The sequence below is a fragment of the Helicobacter cetorum genome, assembly GCF_900198405.1.
Taxonomy (GTDB): Bacteria; Campylobacterota; Campylobacteria; order Campylobacterales; family Helicobacteraceae; genus Helicobacter; species Helicobacter cetorum_C.
Window position 1 is genome coordinate 57,270 of sequence record NZ_FZMR01000021.1, and the last position, 19,877, is coordinate 77,146.

20 protein-coding genes and 2 pseudogenes are annotated in these 19,877 nt (G+C 35.2%); 17 read left to right on the top strand and 5 right to left on the bottom strand.

What is annotated here, in order from left to right; all coding sequences use genetic code 11:
* Positions 1 to 5 precede the first annotated feature (5 nt).
* The 12 genes and pseudogenes from C6H25_RS06590 to C6H25_RS09100 all read left to right on the top strand — a co-directional run.
* Positions 6 to 812 (top strand): FtsX-like permease family protein, encoded by an 807-nt coding sequence (locus C6H25_RS06590; protein WP_104748646.1) that lies wholly within the window; start codon positions 6 to 8, stop codon positions 810 to 812.
* The gene (locus C6H25_RS06595) at positions 805 to 2,034 is read left to right on the top strand and encodes a murein hydrolase activator EnvC family protein (RefSeq protein ID WP_104748647.1); all 1,230 of its coding nucleotides are present in this window, start codon (positions 805 to 807) and stop codon (positions 2,032 to 2,034) included. The genes C6H25_RS06590 and C6H25_RS06595 overlap by 8 nt, the downstream gene beginning before the upstream one ends.
* 105 nt (positions 2,035 to 2,139) lie before the next feature.
* Positions 2,140 to 2,520, top strand: a complete 381-nt coding sequence (locus C6H25_RS06600) for a FlaG family protein (protein ID WP_104748648.1) — start codon at positions 2,140 to 2,142, stop codon at positions 2,518 to 2,520.
* Between the two features lie 30 nt (positions 2,521 to 2,550).
* Positions 2,551 to 4,608, top strand: a complete 2,058-nt coding sequence (fliD, locus tag C6H25_RS06605) for a flagellar filament capping protein FliD (protein WP_199768954.1) — start codon at positions 2,551 to 2,553, stop codon at positions 4,606 to 4,608.
* A 28-nt stretch (positions 4,609 to 4,636) separates the two neighbouring features.
* Positions 4,637 to 5,017 carry a flagellar export chaperone FliS gene (fliS, locus tag C6H25_RS06610; protein WP_104748649.1) on the top strand — a complete coding sequence of 127 codons (381 nt, stop codon included), beginning with the start codon at positions 4,637 to 4,639 and terminating at the stop codon, positions 5,015 to 5,017.
* Entirely contained in the window at positions 5,004 to 5,249 is a 246-nt protein-coding gene (locus C6H25_RS06615; RefSeq protein WP_104748650.1) for a hypothetical protein, read from the top strand. The genes fliS and C6H25_RS06615 overlap by 14 nt, the downstream gene beginning before the upstream one ends.
* Positions 5,250 to 5,311: 62 nt before the next feature.
* Complete coding sequence (locus C6H25_RS06620; RefSeq protein WP_104748651.1) at positions 5,312 to 5,989, top strand: tRNA threonylcarbamoyladenosine dehydratase; 678 nt, start codon at positions 5,312 to 5,314, stop codon at positions 5,987 to 5,989.
* A gap of 1 nt (position 5,990) precedes the next feature.
* Complete coding sequence (locus tag C6H25_RS06625; RefSeq protein WP_104748652.1) at positions 5,991 to 6,137, top strand: hypothetical protein; 147 nt, start codon at positions 5,991 to 5,993, stop codon at positions 6,135 to 6,137.
* A 2-nt stretch (positions 6,138 to 6,139) separates the two neighbouring features.
* Entirely contained in the window at positions 6,140 to 7,027 is an 888-nt protein-coding gene (locus C6H25_RS06630; RefSeq protein ID WP_104748653.1) for a carbon-nitrogen hydrolase, read from the top strand.
* Between the two features lie 101 nt (positions 7,028 to 7,128).
* Complete coding sequence (locus C6H25_RS06635; RefSeq protein WP_104748654.1) at positions 7,129 to 8,448, top strand: Na+/H+ antiporter family protein; 1,320 nt, start codon at positions 7,129 to 7,131, stop codon at positions 8,446 to 8,448.
* A gap of 50 nt (positions 8,449 to 8,498) precedes the next feature.
* Entirely contained in the window at positions 8,499 to 9,770 is a 1,272-nt protein-coding gene (locus C6H25_RS06640; protein ID WP_104748655.1) for an MATE family efflux transporter, read from the top strand.
* A gap of 167 nt (positions 9,771 to 9,937) precedes the next feature.
* A pseudogene (locus C6H25_RS09100) lies at positions 9,938 to 10,065 on the top strand (endonuclease); the annotation flags it as partial.
* A 365-nt stretch (positions 10,066 to 10,430) separates the two neighbouring features.
* On the opposite strand, the gene ccsA reads toward C6H25_RS09100, so the two are convergent.
* The 3 genes from ccsA to hemH all read right to left on the bottom strand — a co-directional run bounded on the left by ccsA (position 10,431) and on the right by hemH (position 15,060).
* A complete protein-coding gene (ccsA, locus tag C6H25_RS06650; protein WP_104748656.1) occupies positions 10,431 to 13,268 on the bottom strand; it encodes a cytochrome c biogenesis protein in 2,838 nt (945 codons plus the stop codon).
* 8 nt (positions 13,269 to 13,276) lie between these two features.
* Positions 13,277 to 13,942, bottom strand: coding sequence for a SoxW family protein (locus C6H25_RS06655; RefSeq protein WP_104748657.1), 666 nt, complete (start codon positions 13,940 to 13,942; stop codon positions 13,277 to 13,279).
* Positions 13,943 to 14,055: 113 nt separating this feature from the next.
* Positions 14,056 to 15,060: a ferrochelatase gene (gene hemH, locus C6H25_RS06660; RefSeq protein ID WP_104748658.1), complete on the bottom strand. Its 1,005-nt coding sequence runs from the start codon at positions 15,058 to 15,060 to the stop codon at positions 14,056 to 14,058.
* A 55-nt stretch (positions 15,061 to 15,115) separates the two neighbouring features.
* On the opposite strand from hemH, the gene C6H25_RS06665 reads away from it, so the two are divergent.
* Together C6H25_RS06665 and C6H25_RS06670 are read left to right on the top strand one after the other, a co-directional pair.
* Entirely contained in the window at positions 15,116 to 15,547 is a 432-nt protein-coding gene (locus C6H25_RS06665) for a hypothetical protein (protein WP_104748659.1), read from the top strand.
* Positions 15,548 to 16,228, top strand: a complete 681-nt coding sequence (locus tag C6H25_RS06670; protein WP_104748660.1) for a 16S rRNA (uracil(1498)-N(3))-methyltransferase — start codon at positions 15,548 to 15,550, stop codon at positions 16,226 to 16,228.
* Between the two features lie 24 nt (positions 16,229 to 16,252).
* Here C6H25_RS06670 and C6H25_RS06675 read toward each other — a convergent pair whose 3' ends face one another.
* Together C6H25_RS06675 and dcd are read right to left on the bottom strand one after the other, a co-directional pair.
* On the bottom strand, positions 16,253 to 16,459 hold the full coding sequence (locus C6H25_RS06675; RefSeq protein WP_104748661.1) for a hypothetical protein: 207 nt from the start codon (positions 16,457 to 16,459) through the stop codon (positions 16,253 to 16,255).
* A gap of 276 nt (positions 16,460 to 16,735) precedes the next feature.
* Positions 16,736 to 17,302: a dCTP deaminase gene (gene dcd / locus C6H25_RS06685; RefSeq protein ID WP_104748663.1), complete on the bottom strand. Its 567-nt coding sequence runs from the start codon at positions 17,300 to 17,302 to the stop codon at positions 16,736 to 16,738.
* Between the two features lie 134 nt (positions 17,303 to 17,436).
* Here dcd and accB point away from each other — a divergent pair, with 134 nt between their 5' ends.
* The 3 genes and pseudogenes from accB to C6H25_RS06700 form a co-directional block, all read left to right on the top strand.
* Positions 17,437 to 17,913, top strand: a complete 477-nt coding sequence (accB, locus tag C6H25_RS06690; protein WP_104748664.1) for an acetyl-CoA carboxylase biotin carboxyl carrier protein — start codon at positions 17,437 to 17,439, stop codon at positions 17,911 to 17,913.
* Between the two features lie 5 nt (positions 17,914 to 17,918).
* On the top strand, positions 17,919 to 19,277 hold the full coding sequence (locus C6H25_RS06695) for an acetyl-CoA carboxylase biotin carboxylase subunit (protein WP_104748665.1): 1,359 nt from the start codon (positions 17,919 to 17,921) through the stop codon (positions 19,275 to 19,277).
* A gap of 108 nt (positions 19,278 to 19,385) precedes the next feature.
* Positions 19,386 to 19,535 (top strand): annotated as a pseudogene (locus C6H25_RS06700) (carboxy-S-adenosyl-L-methionine synthase CmoA); the annotation flags it as partial.
* Positions 19,536 to 19,877 lie beyond the last annotated feature (342 nt).

Here is a 19,877-nt window from a genome sequence, read left to right on the forward strand (position 1 = left end):
TTTAGATGAAAGCGTTAAAAAAGCATTTGGCATTTGTTGTTCCACTTGTGGCTTTATTATTTGGTCTGCAATGTATTATGCTTATGGATAGGTCAGTAGCCCAAAAAGAAAAGAGCTTGATTGAAAATTATTCAGTTGTGTTGGCAAGCACACAAAAATTAGATTTAGAATTTTTAACTCAAAATTTTAGCGAAGTGATTGCTTTAAAAGAGATTAATCCTAATGAATCTTTAGAACCTCTTAAAAAGACATTGGGTGTTGAGGAGTTTAGAGAATTAAAAAAGAATTTGCCCTTTTTTTATTCCTTGCAGTTTTCTACCTTTCCTAGTCAAGAGCGTTTGGAGGCGATACGCTCAAAATTACTTAAAATTCCGGGAGTTCAAAAAGTTGAGGTCTTTGCTAAAACACACATGCAAGTATATGAATTATTGAATTTTCTTAAATTAGCGGTTTGTGTGTTTGCCTTTTTAGTGTTTATTTTATCCATACTATTACTTTTAAAGCAGATTCGTGTATGGATTTATGAATATCAAGAATGTTTAGAGATTATGGACTTGCTTGGGGCGTCTATGCCTTTTAGAAATGGCTTCTTATTTAAAATGGCTTTTATTGATTCATTGATTGCAAGCCTTTTAACACCTATAATTATGGTTTATGTCATTTCGCAAAAGAGTTTTCAAGGTATGATGAAGACTTTAGAAATTACAGAGAGCGTTTTTATTTTGGAAGATTTTTTATGGGGCTTGTTGGTTAGCTTTTCTGTGTCGCTTGTTTTAGTTTTGTTTGTGGTATGGAGGTCTAAACATGCCTAAATGGGGAGTATTTTTTATCTTGGTAGTTGCTTTGATAGCGAACACGCAAAAAATCAGTGATGTGAATAAAGACATCAAAATGAATCAAAGTCGCTTAAAAAAAACTCACCTAGAAAAACTCCAATTAAATAATCGCCTCAATGCTTTAGGCGGTGCTATTATCTTAAAAGAGCGTCAAAAGCAAGAGATTGAACGACAAATCAAAGCTTTAAAAAAGAGCATTGAAAAAAATCGTAATGAAAGCCTTTCGCAAGAAAAAACCCTTGAAGACTATCGTTCATCTTTAGAGAACTTGCAACAAAAGAAGTCGCATTTACAAGGAGGGGTTTTAGAAGTCTTGTTGCAGAATTTATTATTCTCTCAAGCTTTAGAAAAACAGAGCTTAACTTCACCGCATGATGTGGTCTTACAAGTGGCATTTGAAAATTTACATAAAAACGCTGTGCTTAAAATGGTGCAATTAAGCGAAGAAGAAAAAAAGCTTGGCGTGCAAGTATCAAAAACAAGAGATTATATTCAAAAAATTTCTGTAGTGATTGATGCGCAAAAATCACGCCAAGTAGCCCTAAGAGCCTTACAGACAGAGCAAGATAAACTTATTCTTGGCATGCAAAAAGATAAGATGGCTTATAACCAACGCTTAGATGTTTTGGATAAAGAACGCCAAAATTTAAATGCTTTATTAAAACATTTAAATATTATTAAACAGACTAAGGAAAAAGAGGCTTTAGAAAAACGCCAAGAACAAGAAAGGCGCAAACACATTAAAAATCATCAAGCTTTAGATGTCAAGCAAGTGGCAAACTCATATAAGGATATTAACACCACAACTTATAAGGGACCTAAGACCATTGCACCTTTAAGCGATTATGAAGTGGTGCAAAAATTTGGCCCTTATGTTGATCCGGTTTATAACTTTCCAATCTTTAGCGAATCAGTTACTTTAGTTCCAAAAACCCCTAACGCACTTGTGCGTAATGTGTTAGATGGCAAGATTGTCTTTGCTAAAGAAATTAGTATGCTTAAAAAGGTTGTAGTTATTGAGCATAAAAATGGGATTAGAACTATTTATTCTCAGCTAGATAAAATTGCTCCTACCATTAAAAGTGGCATGCGCATTCAAAAAGGCTATGTTTTGGGGCGCATTGAACAGCGCCTAAACTTTGAAGTAACCATGAAAGAAAAACATATTAACCCCTTAGAACTGATTGTGCGTAATTAAAGATAAATAAAAATAATGTTTTGCCGATATGATTACAACATAAGAAATATATAATAAATTAGTTTGATAATTTTAGATGGGAAATTTTGGAGGTTCCTTTTTACCATGATAAGCGAAATTCAAAGTGATGTTCAAGCTGTTCCAAGCACTGCGAGCAGTCCAAAGAATGCTCAAGTAGTGCATGTAAGTCAAGTCAATAGAGCGAGTGCTGATTTTTCAGAAGATAAAGTCGCTCCTACAAAGTCTATAGACTCTGAGCAATACAAGCCAAAATTAAAATTACTAAGTGAGCATTTAAATGAAGAGATGAAACGCATTGGAACAGATATTAACTTTAGCTATAACGATGAAATTAAAGGTTTGATTGTATCTGTAAAAGATGCTAGTGGGGATAAGGTTTTAAGAGAGATTCCTACCAAAGAAGCTGTGGAGCTTATGCAGAGAATGCGTGAGATTGTAGGGATTATTTTTGATAAAAAAGGTTAGTTTTTATTGGGAAGCTTGGGAGTGATATAAATGGGTGTAGGGTCATTAAGTTCATTAGGACTTGGGAGTAAAGTCTTAAATTACGATGTGATAGACAAGCTTAAGAGTGCTGATGAGAAAACTTTAATCGCACCATTAGATAAGAAAATGGAGCAAAATGTTGAAAAACAAAAAGCCCTTGTAGAGATTAAAACCCTTCTTACAGCCCTTAAAGCCCCCATTAAAACCCTTTCAGATTATTCTACTTATATTGGCAGAAAAAGCAGTGTTACAGGAGATGCTGTGAGTGCGAGCGTGGGAGCTGGCGTTCCTGTGCAAGATATTAAGATTGATGTGCAAAGTTTAGCACAAGGCGATATTAATGAATTAGGGGCAAAGTTTTCTTCAAGAGATGATGTATTCAGCGAAACTAGCACCACACTTAGGTTCTACACTAAAGGAAAGGATTATGCACTACCTATTAAAGCGGGCATGACATTAGGCGATGTGGCTCAAGCCATTACTGATGCTACTAATGGCGAAGTAATGGGGATTGTGATGAAAACCGGTGGGGATAATCCCTACCAATTAATGGTGAATACCAAGAATACTGGCGAAGATAATCGTATCTATTTTGGCTCGCATTTGCAATCTAATCTTAATAGTAAAAACGCCCTTTCTTTAGGAGCGAATGAGAGTGGGGAAAGTGATGTGAGTTTGCACCTCAAAGGAAATGATGGCAAAATGCATGATGTGCCAATAGCGTTAGAAATTCCTGAAAACACTTCCATTAAAGATAAAAATGAGGCGATTCAAAAAGCGATGCAAAAAGCCTTACAAGATGACCCACATTTTAAAGATTTGTTAGCTAATGGGGACATATCAATAGATGTAGTGCATAATGGGGATTCACTAATTATCAATGATAAGCGTGGAGAACCGATTGAGATTAAAGGCAGTAAGGCTAAGGAATTAGGTTTTGGGCAGACTAAAACCAAAGATGATGATTTGTTAAAAAGCACACGAACTATTAAAGAGGGTAAAATAGAAGGCGTTATTAGTTTGAATGGTCAAACTTTAGATTTATCTTCTTTAACGAGTGCTAATAATTCTAGCGAGCAAAATACTGATGCGATTATTCAAGCTATCAATGCTAAAGAGGGTTTGAGCGCTTATAAAGATTCAGATGGCAAGCTAGTTATCAATGCCAAAAAAGGCGAGCTTAAAATTAAGGGCGAAGATGCCCTAGGAAAAGCAAGTTTAAAAGACTTAGGATTGAGTCAAGGAACTACGCAATCATACGCAGCAGCTCAAGAAAAGCTTTTTCAAGTTAAGAAATTGCAAAAAGCAAATGATGCAGAATTTACTTATAATGGCGTGAGTATCACACGCCCTACTAATGAAGTTAATGATGTGATTAGTGGGGTTAATATTACTTTACAACAAACTACAGAGCCTAATAAACCTGCGATTATTAGCGTGAGTAGGGATAATCAAGCCATTATAGATAGCATTAAGGACTTTGTAAAAGCTTATAATGAGCTTATCCCCAAGCTAGATGAAGACACTCGCTATGACCCTGATACTAAAATTGCAGGTATTTTTAATGGTGTGAGTGATATACGCACCATTCGTTCATCTCTTACTAATGTGTTTTCTTATACTCTGCATACAGATGGTGGGGTAGAAAGCTTGATGAAGTATGGCTTGAGTTTAGATGACAAAGGCACCATGGGCTTAGATGAGGCGAGACTATCTAGCGCTTTAAATTCAAATCCTAAAGCGACGCAAGATTTTTTCTATGGGAGCGATAGCAAGGATATTGGAGGTAGAGAAGTCCATCAAGATGGGATTTTTACTAAGTTTAATCAAGTGGTTTCTAGTCTTATTGATGGAGGGAATGCTAAATTAAAGATTTATGAAGATTCCTTAGATAGAGACGCTAAAAGCTTAGCTAAAGACAAAGAAAACGCTCAAGAGCTTTTAAAAACACGCTATGACACAATGGCAGAGCGTTTTGCGGCTTATGATGGTCAAATTTCTAAGGCTAATCAAAAGTTCAATTCTGTGCAGATGATGATTGACCAAGCGGCTGGAAAGAAAAATTAGATTTTAAACAAAGGAAGAAAGGATAAAAATGCGATATGCTAATGCTTACCAAGCTTACCAACAAAATACTGTGAGCGTAGAGTCTCCAGCAAAGCTCATTGAAATGCTTTATGAGGGTATTTTAAAATTCGCCTCTCAAGCTAAACGCCATATTGAGACTGAAGATATTGAAAAGAAGATTTATTATATCAATAAAGTTACAGATATTTTTACTGAGCTATTGAATATTTTAGATTATGAAAAGGGTGGCGATGTTGCAGTGTATTTGACAGGATTATACACGCATCAAATAAAAATTTTAACGCAAGCGAATTTAGAGAATGACACTAGCAAGATTGATGTAGTATTGAATGTGGCTAAGGGATTGTTAGAGGCTTGGAGAGAAATTCATTCCCATGAGCTTGCATGAATTTGAGCGTTTATTAGATTCATTTAAAATCGCTCTTTTGGAGCAAAATTCCCAAAAGGCATTCGCTTTAATTGAGGGGATTTCTTTAGAGCAACTCCAAGATTTAGATTTAGACATGCTTTTAAGACTTAAGGAAATGATAGCCCAAAGCATTGAGTTACTTCATAAAGATAAAAATACTTTGCAAATGCAAATGCAAAAAGCTAAAAACATTCAAAAATTTTTATCTTAGCATTTTTTAAAGTTACGCTACAATAAGCCTCAATCAATATTATTTCAATTAAGGGCTAAAAATTGTCTGTTTTAGAACCGATAGATAGATTCACACGCACAAGATGGTTGTTTAAAAAAGATTTTGATTTGATACGCCAAAAAAAGGTTTTAATCTGTGGTGTTGGAGGTGTTGGAGGTTTTGCTTTAGATGCGCTTTATCGTGTAGGGATTGGCAAAATTACCATTATTGATAAGGATATTTTTGATATTACCAATCAAAACCGCCAAATTGGTTCAGAGCAAATTGGAAAATCAAAGGTGCAAGCCTTGCAAGCGATTTATCAAGGGATTGAAACATTGGATTTGCGTGTAGATGAGGCGTTTTTAGATTCGTTTAATTTTAAAGATTATGATTATGTATTGGATTGTATGGACGACTTACCCATTAAAACGAGCTTGGCTATAAAGTGTCAAAATTTAGCTTATGGAAAGTTTATTAGCTCTATGGGGAGTGCTAAACGCCTAAACCCACAGCTTATTCAAGTAGATAGTGTGTGGAAAAGTCATGGCGATAAATTTGGGCGGAAGTTTAGAGACTTTTTAAAAAAGCGTCATTTTAGGGGTAATTTTAAGGTTATCTTTAGTCCAGAGCCTCCTCATTGTATAGAACTTGGTAGTTTTAGTGCGGTTACTGCAAGCTTTGGTTTGCAGATAGCTAGCGAAGTCGTGCGAGACATTATTAAAAAAGAAAGGAAATAACATGAAAGATTTTGAAGATGAATTAGAAGATTTTGGAGAAGATTTAGAGGGATTTGAAGAAGAAGATGATGGGGATTATGATTCTTATCGTAATGTCTATGATGATGACGATTATGAAGACTATAGTTCTGATTATGAAGAAGAGTAGAAATGAAATTAAAAACCACGATTTTACAACATGCTTATCAAGGTTCTAGGGAGGCAACCTTAGAACATACAGCAACTCTACTCAAGCTTGCTAAAGAGAAGTATCCAAACACGCAGTTAGTGGTATTGCAAGAATTGCACCCCTATGCGTATTTTTGTCAAAATGAAGACCCGGAATTTTTTGATTTAGGGGTGCATTTTGAAGAAGATAAAGCTTTTTTTAGTGATTTGGCTAAGAAGTTTAAAGTGGTGCTTGTAACTTCTTTGTTTGAAAAGCGTGCCATGGGGCTTTATCATAACACTGCAGTAGTTTTTGAAAAAGATGGCTCAATAGCGGGGACTTATCGTAAAATGCACATTCCTGATGACCCCGGATTTTATGAAAAATTTTATTTCACGCCCGGAGATTTAGGCTTTGAGCCAATATCCACAAGCATAGGAAGATTAGGGCTTATGGTGTGTTGGGACCAGTGGTATCCAGAGGGGGCTAGGATTATGGCGTTAAAAGGGGCAGAGCTTTTGATTTATCCTAGTGCGATAGGATTTTTAGAAGAAGATAGTTTAGAAGAAAAAAAGCGTCAGCAAAATGCATGGGAAACTATCCAAAGAGGGCATGCGATTGCTAATGGCTTACCTGTGATTGCGACTAATAGGGTAGGGGTAGAGCTTGACCCAAGCGGTGTGATTAAGGGGGGCATTACTTTTTTTGGCTCAAGTTTTGTAGCTGGAGCACAAGGCGAGATTTTAGCTAAAGCAGGCGAAAAAGAAGAGATTCTATACGCTGAAATAGATTTAAGGCGTGCTGAAGTAGTTAGGCGTATGTGGCCGTTTTTGAGAGACAGACGCATTGATGCGTATGGGGAAATTCTCCAACGCTACCTTTTAAATTGAGCGTTTAAAAGAAAGAGCATGAGAAATAAAAGCGGTTTTGTGCGTAGTGAGCATGCAAAAATCTAGCTTTTTGTGTCATTATTTTTGATAGAGGAGCAAGAATGCTAGGAAGTGGCACACTTTCTGTTTGGGTTAATCCAGCATTTGTGGCTATTATTGTGATGTGTGCTTTAAGCTTGTTGCGCTTAAATATCATGTTATCTATGATTAGCGCTACTTTGATTGCTGGGCTTATGGGGGGGCTTAACTTAACAGAAAGTTTTAATGTGATGATAGATGGCATGAAGGGCAATTTAAACATCGCATTGAGCTATATTCTTTTAGGGGCTTTGGCTGTAGCGATTGCTAAAAGCAATTTGATTAAAATCGCTTTGAATAAATTAGTGCGTTTTATGAATTATAAGCGGGCTACTTTTTGTTTTTTTATAGCTTTTATAGCGTGTTTTTCGCAAAATCTTATTCCTGTGCATATCGCTTTTATTCCTATTTTAATCCCTCCGCTTTTATATTTAATGAATAGATTAGAGCTAGATAGAAGAGCTGTAGCTTGTGCTTTAACCTTTGGTTTGCAAGCTCCTTATTTGGCTTTGCCTGTAGGGTTTGGATTGATTTTTCAAACCACTATCTTAGAACAGCTTAAACTCAATGGCGTTGAGACTAATTTAGCTCAAATCACAAGCGTGATGTGGATTGCAGGGCTAGCTATGGTTGTAGGTTTGTTAGTGGCTGTGTTGGTGCTATATAGAAAACCTAGAAAATATATAGAAAAGTCCTTTGATTTAGAGGATTATTCCAAGCTCAAGCTCAATTATCATGATTATTTAACGCTTTTAGGGATTGTAGTGGCTTTTTTAGTGCAATTAGTTACAGAATCTATGCCTTTGGCAGCGTTTTTAGCCTTAGCGTTAATGCTATTAGGGCGCAGTATCAAGTGGAAAGATACTGATGCACTAATGGATGATAGCGTGAAAATGATGGCGTTTATCGCCTTTGTAATGCTCGTTGCTAGTGGTTTTGGAGAGGTGTTGCAAAAAGTTCATGCCACACAAGATTTAGTCAATTCTATCGCCTCTGTTATACAAGGGAAGTTTATGGGGGCTTTTTTAATGTTAGTTGCTGGACTTTTTATCACAATGGGTATAGGGACTTCATTTGGCACGATTCCTATTATTGCCGTATTTTATTGCCCTTTATGCAAGAGCCTTGACTTTGGCGTGGAGGCTACGATTTTATTAGTGGGAATAGCTGCTGCACTTGGCGATGCAGGTTCGCCCGCTAGTGATAGCACTATGGGGCCTACTTGTGGGCTAAATGCAGATAGTCAACACAGTCATATTTATGACACATGCGTGCCGACTTTTTTAGTTTATAACCTTTCTTTGATTGTCTTTGGGGTTGTAGGGGCGTTGCTATTAGATTAAGTTTCAAATACAAGTTTAAAAGAATCATTTCTTTAGCCTTACCCTCTGGGGTGAATGCTTTTTTAGATGTATTTGTTATAGCGCTTTCAGTGTTTTTTATGGGGAAATTATCGCACCATCATATTGTGGCTCTAGGGGTGGGCTTGCAATTTCTAATGCTTTTTTATGGGGTTAATACGATTTTATATACCGGCACTAACGCTCAACTTTCTAGGCTTGTAGGAGCGAGGGATTTTAGCCAAATCAATTTAGCTTTTTCTTCTATTGTTATAGGGGCATTTTTTGTGTGCTTGGGGGTGCTTTTATTTTCTTATTTTTTGATTGAGCCATTTTTATTGTGGATAAAATTGCATGAGCAATCCCAAGCGCTAACTAAAACTTATTTGCAGATTTTAGTTTTTGCCTTACCGGCTATTTTCTTGAAAAATGTGTTGGTTTCAGCGTTAGCTAGTTTTTCGGATACGCTAACCCCCTTTATTGTCAAACTAATCATGGTTATTTTATGCGTGTTTTTAAATCAAGCTTTGATTTTTGGGGATTTTGGGTTTTGTAAAATGGGTATTGCCGGTTCAGCATTAGCGAATGTCATCGTATCGTATTTAGAATGGTTTCTTTTGGCTTTCTTTTTGCAGATTAAAAAATCGCCCTTAAAATTTAAGATTCAATTTGATTTTTCATTTTTTAAAAATACTTTTAAGATAGGTTGGCCTGCTGGGTTTGAGCGTTTATTGACCTTATGTTCTTTAATGCTTATGGCGAAATTTGTGGCTAGTTATGGGGATAAGGTTTTAGCTGGCATGCAAGTAGGCATTAGAGTAGAAACTTTTTCGTTTATGCCCGGCTTTGGCTTTATGATAGCTGCAATGGTTTTAATAGGGCAAAATTTAGGGGCGAATAAGACGGAGTTAGCACAAGATTATGCGCACTTGATTTTAAAGATTTCTATGGGTTTAATGGGGGTTGTGGGGATATTATTAGCTGTCTTTGCTAGAGAATTTGCAAGCGTTTTTTCACACGATAAGGAAGTGATAGAAGTGGCACGCTATTATTTAATCGCTGTGGGGCTTTCACAAGCACCTTTAATTGGGTATTTTGTGCTTGATGGGGTTTTTAGGGGGGCGAGTATCACTAAGGTTTCACTCTATATCAATACCTTAAGCTTATGGGGCTTAAGAATCATGCCTATGTATTTGCTTGTGCTATATCATTTTAAAGTGGAATTGATTTTTGGCGTGATTGCGATAGAAACTTATCTGCGTGCTTTAGTGTATTATAAGGTCTTTTCTAAAGGGATATGGAAAAGGCCGGGCAAGAGAGCTTAGAGTAGTTAAGCTCAACTAACTCTTATAGTCTCTATATTGGTAAAAATTCTTTCATAAAGCGTTTTTAAAGACTTTTGAGAGCTTTACAAAGGATAGTTAAAGGAATTAAGTATCAGCAATTATCAAAAAGCTTTATACTATAATTTTATCTATTTCTATCAATAAGATTGAGTTTAGCAGACACGATTTTAGAGCATTTTAAAGATTTTATTCACTCACAACCTGAACCTTATAAGTCTTTACAAGTTTTTTTACACAAGAAAAAGAACGCTTTTTTAATAGCAAAGTTAGCGATATTAATTTTTTTTCTTAAGACCTTCAAACAAATCTTTTGTTTTAAGAAACAAAGAAAGAGTTTCTTCTTGGCTTTCAAGTGAGGTTTGGAATTCTTGATTGATTTTTTTTGGTGTAGTTGGCATATTTTTCTTTTGTGGTGGTTAAGAAATTTTTTACTTCCTTATCATCATTAATAGCTTTTAAAAAGATATCAATTGTTTTATTGGTTGCTTCTCGTTGTTTGGATTATATATATATATATCATTTAAGCTAACCTTTTATCAGATTTGATTTTTTACTTTAACGCAAAAAGACTAAAAATTCAAACAAGTAAAAGTAAATTATGAATTTTTACATTCATAATTTTACTGCCGATGTGAGTATTTATTGGAGTTTAGGGAGCACTAAAAAGCGTTTGAAATACGCCCAAATAACAAGGATAAAAGTAATGGCTACAAATGGGTATAAGAAAGTAGGGATTGGCAAGGGGTCGCCTGCTGCATAGCTGTGCATTCCAGAAAGATAATAGTTCACGCCAAAATAAGTCATCAAAACTGAATAAAATCCTAGCACGCTACTGCTTGCTAAGATAAAAGGCCAATTTTTAGAGCCTAAAAAGCGCAAATGTAATATTAAAGCATAAATGGTGATAGAAATAAGCGCCCAAGTTTCTTTAGGATCCCACCCCCAATAACGCCCCCAAGATTCATTGGCCCAAACTCCGCCTAGGAAATTCCCGGCCGTAAGCATGAACAAGCCTAAAATCATGCTCATTTCATTAATGGCACTGACTGAAAGAATGGTTTTATCTAGGTTGTTACGCCCATCTTTTCTTAAAATAAATAAGACTAAACTTAAAATTCCTAAGATAAAGCATAGCCCTAAAAAGCCATAACTAGCAGTAATAATAGAAACATGGATATTGAGCCAATAGGATTTTAAGACCGGCACTAAATTGCCAATTTGAGGATCCATAAAGCCTAGATGCGCCACAAAAAGCGCTACGCCGGCTAAAAAGCTAGAAGCTGATAAGGCGAGCTTGGAGCGTAAGATAATGCCCGCCATAATGGACGCCCATGCGATATAGAGCATGGATTCATACGCATTACTCCATGGCGAATGCCCACTCACATACCAGCGCAAGATTAAGCCCACAGCATGCAAGAGAGTGCACAATACAATCGCTCCATAAAGTGTTTTGGCGACTAATGATTTAGGAGGCGTATTTTTGATAATAGAATTAACCACCACAATAAAGAGTAATAACCCTAAAAGAATATAGGGCAAGGTTAAACTATTAAAGAAGTTGGTATGGTTTAAGAAAATTTCAGAGTTAATTCTTGATGTGGGTAAGTAGAGGTTTTTAGAATGTTCTTGTTGGTAAGTGCTTAAATCTTTTAGAGTTTTTTCTACTTTATCCCATTGATTAGTTTTTAAGGCATCATCAAACCCATCAAAAATATTTCTTAAAAAATTTTGTGCGGTTTGAGAGATATTTTTATCCTTACTATTGATAGCATCAACAGGAGAGAGCCATGCACTTGTTTGGCTATCAGGGAATATGCGTAAAACTTGACCGCTAAAGAGCGTATAAACTAAGTTAATGCGTTCATCTACTTTAAGGACATCTTTGTCAAATTCATCGCGCTCATTAGGAGACTTTTGATTAACTTCTTCAACATGATTTTGTAATTTATACCCATGGTGGTCAAAAACATCTCTAAAAGCGATGCGTCTTTCATCTAGGGGCGTGCCTATGAGTTTGCGTAAAGCTTTAGTAGAAGTATAAATCATTCTAATGCTACGCCAATCATCTGGGTAGAACATAATGCCTAAAAGCACTTGCATAGCATTCAGTCCTTGAAAACTATCTTTTCTTAAAATCTTATGCACATATTCAATGCTAATGGTATCAAGGGGTTTGATACGCCCATCAAAATCTTGCACTTGAAGTCTTTTAAAGGACTCTAAATGACCTTTAGAATAATCTCTTAAATGTTTTAAACGCTCTAGTATCATTTGGTGAGAGTTTTGTTCTTCCATAGGGGCATGGCTAGACTCTTTTTTGGGCGTGGTTTCTAAAGTTTTAGAAGTGCTTTGACCCCCATGCATATCAATCTTTCCTGTAGTGGCACTATCTTTAGCTTGCAAATCAATAAGAGGGCTAATTAGCACTAAAGCGAGTAAAAAACTAGCGATTTGCTGAGATTTCAAAAAGCGTGAAAGTTTTTGAAAGCGTCCTTGTTTGGTAAAAAGTAGCCATAATGCCCCTAAAATAAGCATTGCATACCCTAAGTAAGTGGGGAGCTTGCCCGGGTCTTTATTAACAGAAAGAATCGTGCCTTTTTCATCGGTATCATAAGAAGATTGAAAAAAGCGATACCCATTATAATCTAACACATGGTTCATAAAAATCCTATAAGGCTTGATTAAAGTATCATCTAATTTTAAGACTTCTACTTCAGACGCATAAGAAGAGGGACTCATAGAACCCGCATAGCGTTCTAATTCAAAGTGTTTTAGCCTAACTTTAAAGGGTAATTCAACATAAGTCGCTCCAAGGCTTAAGGAGAGTTTATCGCCATTGAAATCTTGTGTTATCGCTAGTCCTTCATTCCTATTGTTTTTAACAAGCTTAAATTCTTGACTTGCATTATTATAAGTTGCTTTCAGCACCAAAATAGCACTACTATCCTTTTTATCCGCATTTTGTTTATAAATCTCTAAGGGCTCTAAGATTAAAGGCTTGTTGTTAAGAGTGGTATGAATTGGGGATAGGTGCTTAGAATAGATAGAAAAAGGAGACTTGAAAGAAAGAGTGGGTTTGTCATTGAGTGTGATATTCAAATAAGTATCACTGCTTTTAAAAGAGGTTTGAGCGTCATTTTCTCGTATGTGCATCGTGCCTTCAATGCCAAAAAAGCGCGTGATTCCCGCCCCTAAAATAATTAAAATCAAGGAACTATGAAAAAAAATGCTTGCGTATCTTTTACGCATTAAGGCTTTAGAAGTGATGAAAGTGCCTATTAAAACTACCAACAAATACGCATGCAAGAAATTAAACCAAGTTGTGCCATAAACAATGGCCTTACTAGCGGGTGTTCCATAATCATTTTCTATAAAAGTGGCTATCGCGCATGCAGAGGCATAGATTGCCATTAAAGGAATGGCTATCCAAAAGGATGCGAATAAAAAAGAAAACAAGCTCTTAAGATTTTTCATATAACTTCCTAGTGAGTTTTGTTCTTAGAAAGGTCTGTTTTGTATTTAATATAGGCCTTTAGTTGTTTGGTGAAGTCTTTTTCATCTTTAACTTTTTTATAATTTTCATTCCCTATAAATTCTAAAACCGCTAAAAATTGTGTAGAGGGCATATAGCCGGGCAATTCATAGATAGTCTTACCGGTTTTATCAGATAAAACAATGGTTGGAGTGGATTGCACATCATACATTTGAGATAGCTGTGAAGTAGAAAGCTTGATTTCTTTAGTGTTTTGAGGAGCACCAACTTTAAAATCATGCAATTTAGAATAGCTGATATTGACATAGTAAGCATTAAAATGCTCTTTGATATAGTCGTGCAATTCTTTGACATTTTTAATATCATCTTTTAAATGTTCACAATAAGAACAACCATTACGCCCAAAAATTAAAAGCATGTATTTATCATTAGGACTAATAGACTTAGTGTCTAAAAAAATATCTTCTAAGCCAGCATAACTCTTTTTATCTATGTTTTCTCGCTCTTTTTCTAATTCTTTAGAACTTTGAGAACCTGAACTAATAAGCGTATCGCTTAGATTATCTGAGCTGTTTGACTTGCAAGCAGTTAAAACAAAGAGTGCTAATAAAACTGCACTAAAACAATTTTTAAAACAATAAGAAATTTTACACATGATATAAAACCTTTACACTAGATATTTTTTATAATAGGTGTTAAAACTAATTTATTACTTAAAATAGTTTAACAAAAGGTAATCCTACTACACAATCATTCTTTTTACCAAATTCATGGTGTTGAATCTTGCACTAAATCTACAATAAGTTTGGCAAACTCTGTAGAATCGTTTAAACATGGGCAAACTAAGTATTCTTTAATAGCTAGTCGCTTGGCCATTAAGCGGTATTGTATCTCTAATTCATAGAGTGTTTCAGAATTGTCAATAGTGAATGCTAAAGGATAAATGATAATATTAGATTTGCGGTGTTTTTCTATTAAACTTTCTGTGCTTGGTTCTAGCCATTTCATAGGCCCTAGCTTAGATTGATAAGAGAGTAGAACTTCTTTAAATTTAATGTTTTTTTGCTGTATTAAATCTTTTAATAAATTGAGGTGATGCTCGCATTCTTTTTGATAAGTATCTCCAGCATCAATAATGCTTTTGGGTAAGCCATGCACTGAAAAGATTAGCACAAAGTCTTGGCTTTTTTGGTTTTTTAGGGTGCTTAAAATCGTGTTTAAAATGATTTTATTAAGTCTTGTGCTGGTGTAAAATCGCTCTACTACTCGCACTTTGGGGCGAAAAGATTCTAGGGATTTGAGAGCCTTAAAAGCATCATTAAAGCTAGATAGAGTGGTGGTGCTAGAGTATTGTGGATACATAGAAAATAACACCAAGCTTTCTATACCTTTTGAAACCAAGTCTTGTAAAACCATAGACGCATAAGGGGGAGTGTAACGCATAGCATAAGTATAAAAGCGTGAAGAATCTAATTCATTTAAACGCTTAGTAAGGGCGAATGTAATAGGGGTTAAAGGGGATTTTCCGCCTAATTTTTCATAGATTTTTTTAGATTTCTCTACCCGAGCATTAACTATCATTTTACCAACCATTTTACGCATAAAATTATTCTTAATGGTAAGGATAAAGGGGTCATCAAACATGTTCTTTAGAAACACTTCCACTTCATAAAGGCTGTTTGGACCCCCCATATTCAAAAGAATAACCGCTTCTTTAGGGGACTTTATGGTGTTAATTTCTGAGCTGTTAAGTTTTTCGTTGATTAAATTCATTAGCACATGATAGAATAATAGGCTTAATCAAAAATAAATCGTTAAAAGGAAGTTAATGTTAGGGATAAATTTACAAGCATTAAATACGCAAAATTTTGATGTGATGGCTCAATCATTGCTTATTCATGCCCTTTTTGCTTCGTTACTAGCCCTAGCCTTTATCATCAATCTTTACACCCTTTTTAGAGAGAAAAATTTCATCAAACTGAATAGAAAAATCTACTTAATCATGCCAGCGATTTATATTCTTTTAAGCATTGCTCTTTTAAGTGGGGTTTTTATTTGGGCGATGCAACAATTTGAATTTTCTCTCAAAGTTATTGTTATGCTTTTGGGATTATTTTTTATGCTTGTGGCTGAAATCAAACGCCATAAAAGCGTGAAATTTGCTATTACTAAGGAAGAAAGAATGAAAGCTTATATTAAAAGGGCTAAAATTTTATATTTTTTAGAAACGATTCTTATCATTGTGTTAGTAGGCATTTAAATGCGTTTTGTTTACCATCCTTTAGCTAAAGAGCCTACTTTAAAAATAGAAGGGGAGAGTTACATGCATTTATACCGCTCAAGGCGTGTGAAAAGCACGAGTTGCTTGGATTTGAGAAATTTAAAAGATAAATTTTTATACACCTATGAGCATGTAGAAATCACTAAAAAATACGCTCTTTTAAAATTAGTGAGCCAACAAGAATTAGAGATTATGGCTCATAAAAAGGCTCATTTGATTTTAAGCGTTATTGAAATCAAAAGCATTGAAAGGATTTTACCCTTTCTTAACCAGTTAGGCGTAAGCAAGCTAAGCCTATTTTATGCTGATTTTAGCCAGCGTAACGAAAGAATAGATAGGGTCAAATTAGAACGATTTAAAAAAATTTTGATTAATTCTTGCGAGCAATGTGGGCGTAGTGATTTAATGGGATTAGAAGTGTTTTCAAGCACAAAAGATATGCTAAAAGCTTACCCCAAGGCAAGTGTTTTGGATTTTAATGGTAAAAAATTGCAAACAAGCTTGAATGCTGAAAATGGCATTATTATAGGACCTGAAGGGGGCTTTAATAAGCAAGAAAGAGAGCAATTTAAAGAGCGTGAAATTTATCGCATTCCACTAGATATGGTGTTAAAATCTGAGAGTGCATGCGTGTTTGTAGCGAGTATAGCACAAGTTTAAATGTTTGAGATATTATAAATACCACTATTTATGGGATTTTATTGAGGGTTTTTTATTTGTATTGCCACATTTAAAAGCAAAGTTTGTATCGTTGTATTCAAATTCTTCTAATCCTTTTAAGGCACAAATTTCTTTTACTTTTTGTAAAAATTGATTAGCTAAACTTTTTTGACAATTGCTTTCCAATTTTTTAAGCAAATCGCTTATAAAATTTATTCTTTCTTCTTTCATTTGTAATTCTGTTGCAGTATTCTTTTTTTAAGTCTATTAGTTTCTGTTGCAATTTTTTTAATCTCTATTTCCTTTTGTGCTATCTGTATTTCAGTTTTTCCCCTTTTTTTGATATGGAGCGAAAGAGAATTAAAAAGATGGCACCAAATAAGAAAAAAATCATTAACCCACCAACAAGCACTGATAACCAAAAGATTATCTTACTAGTTATGGATATTGTTTTTTCGCTTTAATATCTAAACATGGGGTTATTAGAATTAAAAACCATGTTGATTATCACTTCAAAATCTTAGGTAGGGTAATGCCTATTTGACCTTGATATTTACCACCCCTATCTTTATAGCTTTCTAAACACACTTCATCGCCTTGTAAAAATACCACTTGAGCGATGCCTTCATTTGCATAGACTTTAGCAGGTAAATTCGTGGTGTTAGAAATTTCAATGGTAATATAGCCTTCAAATTCCGGCTCAAAGGGCGTAACATTCACAATAATCCCACATCTTGCGTAAGTGCTTTTGCCCAAGCAAATCGCCAAAGTATCTTTTGGCATTTTAAAATATTCTATCGTATGAGCTAGGGCGAATGCGTTAGCTGGCAAGATAAAATAGCCATCTTTGCTTGCGTCAATTTTAGTCGCATTATTAGGGTCAAAGTTTTTAGGGTCAATTAAAGCGTTGGTGTTATCAAAAAGCATAAACTCACTTCCCACTCTAATATCATATCCATAACTACTTAAGCCATAACTAATCACATTTTTACCGACTTGCTTTTCGCAAAAGGGACTAATCATGCCATGCTCTAAACTCATTTTTTTAATCCAAGAATCCGCTTTTAATCCCATACTATATAAAGCCTTCAAAGTTTGTTAATAATTATGTTATTATAACAAGAATTATTTGCTAAAAACGCTTATGGCTCTAAGATTAGTGATGTGTTTGTGGCATATTTTATAAAATGATTAAGGAATAGATTGTTATGAACCTTTCTGAAATTGAAGAATTGATAAAGGAATTTAAAGCTTCTGATTTAGGGCATTTGAAAATAAAGCGTGAGCATTTTGAATTAGTTTTAGATAAAGAATCTGCTTATGCGAAACATAAGAATGCGTTAAGCTCAGCTAATTCTTCAGCCCCACTTATGGCTATAGAAGCGAGTATGCCTAGCGCTCAAGCCCCTGTGCCTATGGTATGCACCCCTATTGTGGATAAAAAAGAAGATTTTGTGCTTTCGCCCATGGTAGGCACTTTCTATCATGCACCATCTCCTGGAGCTGAAGCGTATGTAAAAGTGGGTGATACGCTTAAAAAAGGGCAAATCATCGGCATTGTGGAAGCCATGAAGATTATGAATGAAATTGAAGTAGAATACCCTTGTAAGGTCGTTTCTATTGAAGTTGCGGACGCTCAGCCGGTGGAATACGGCACTAAACTCATCAAAATTGAAAAGCTTTAAATTCCATGGATAAAAAAGTAGAAAAGAAAAAACTCTCACGCATTTTGATTGCTAATAGGGGCGAGATTGCCCTAAGGGCTATTCAAACCATTCAGGAAATGGGTAAAGAATCTATAGCAATTTATTCTATCGCAGACAAAGACGCTCACTATCTCAACACAGCTAATGCAAAAGTGTGTGTAGGTGGGGCTAAATCAAGCGAGAGTTATTTGAATATTCCTGCAATCATTAGTGCAGCAGAGTTGTTTGAAGCGGATGCTATTTTTCCCGGATATGGTTTTTTGAGTGAAAATCAAAATTTTGTAGAAATTTGTTCACACCATTCTTTAGAGTTTATCGGTCCTAGTGCGAAGGTTATGGCTTTAATGAGTGATAAATCTAAGGCAAAGAGCGTGATGAAAGAAGCCGGTATGCCTGTGATTGAAGGAAGCGATGGCATTCTTAAAAGCTATAAAGAAGCAGAAGAAATTGCTGATAAAATCGGCTATCCTGTAATCATCAAAGCGGCCGCTGGTGGGGGCGGGAGGGGCATGCGTGTCATAGAAGATAAATCAAAGTTAAAAAACCTTTATCTAGCCGCAGAAACCGAAGCTTTGAGTGCTTTTGGCGATGGAAGCGTGTATTTAGAAAAATTTATCAATAAGCCTAAGCATATTGAAGTCCAAATTTTAGCCGATAAGCATGGTAATGTTATTCATGTGGGCGAGAGAGATTGTTCTGTGCAAAGACGCCAGCAAAAACTCATTGAAGAAACTCCAGCAGTTGTTTTAGAAGAGAGTGTGCGTAAGCGTTTGTTAGAAACAGCCGTTAAGGCCGCTAAATACATCGGCTATGTGGGGGCTGGAACTTTTGAGTTTTTGCTTGATGCAAACATGAAAGATTTCTATTTCATGGAGATGAACACCCGCTTACAAGTAGAGCATACTATTAGTGAAATGGTGAGCGGACTCAATCTCATTGAATGGATGATTAAAATCGCTCAAGGCGAGGAATTACCCAAGCAAGAAAGCTTTTCTTGCAAAGGGCATGCGATAGAATGTAGGATTACCGCAGAAGACCCTAAGAAGTTCTATCCAAGTCCGGGTAAAATCACTGAATGGATTGCACCAGGTGGCTTAAATGTGCGTCTTGATTCGCATGCTCATGCAAATTATGTTGTGCCTACACACTATGATTCTATGATAGGTAAGCTTATTGTATGGGGTGAAGATAGAGAAAGAGCTATTGCTAAGATGAAAAGAGCCTTAAAAGAATTTAAGGTAGAAGGCATTAAAACCACCATTGCTTTTCATATTGAAATGCTTGAAAACACAGATTTTAGACAGGCAAAAATCCATACAAAGTATCTAGAAGAAAATTCTTAAGCTCTAAAAGTTTTCTTGCCTTTCAGTATGAGTTAAGAATTTTTAGCAAAACATCTCAATACCCTTTGTCCTTTTCTTTTTTATTCTCTCTCTTAACCCCTAAGAACAATCACTTTTAAAAGAGAAGCTTTAGAAAATGTGCTAGTGCCTTATAGTTTGCAAGAAAACACCACTCTTTTAGAAAGCGTGGGATTTAAGCATGTAGAAGTGCTGTTTAAATGGGTGAATTTCGCGCTGTTAGTGGCTAGGAAAAGTTAAAAAATACTTAGCATAAAAACTTTTTTATAAAACATAGGTATAAAAGTGTTTCTTAGTATTTTTAACAATAAAAGGTAAAATCGCTAGAGTTTGATTAAAACTAGAAAAATCTTTTTATTTGCATCAAAACTTATCAATCTTAAAGATTTTGCATTCTTAGGGATAACAATATAACTTTAAGAGTGAGTTGAATAATTTTATATGATACTTTTAATAAAACTTAAAATAGCTCATCGGTTTTTTTAGTTTTTAACAAACTTCAAAAATCTTTTAATTTTTATTTTACTTCTATTTCGCTACAATTAAAACTTATTTTTTATTCCATTCGTAAAATCATTTAAA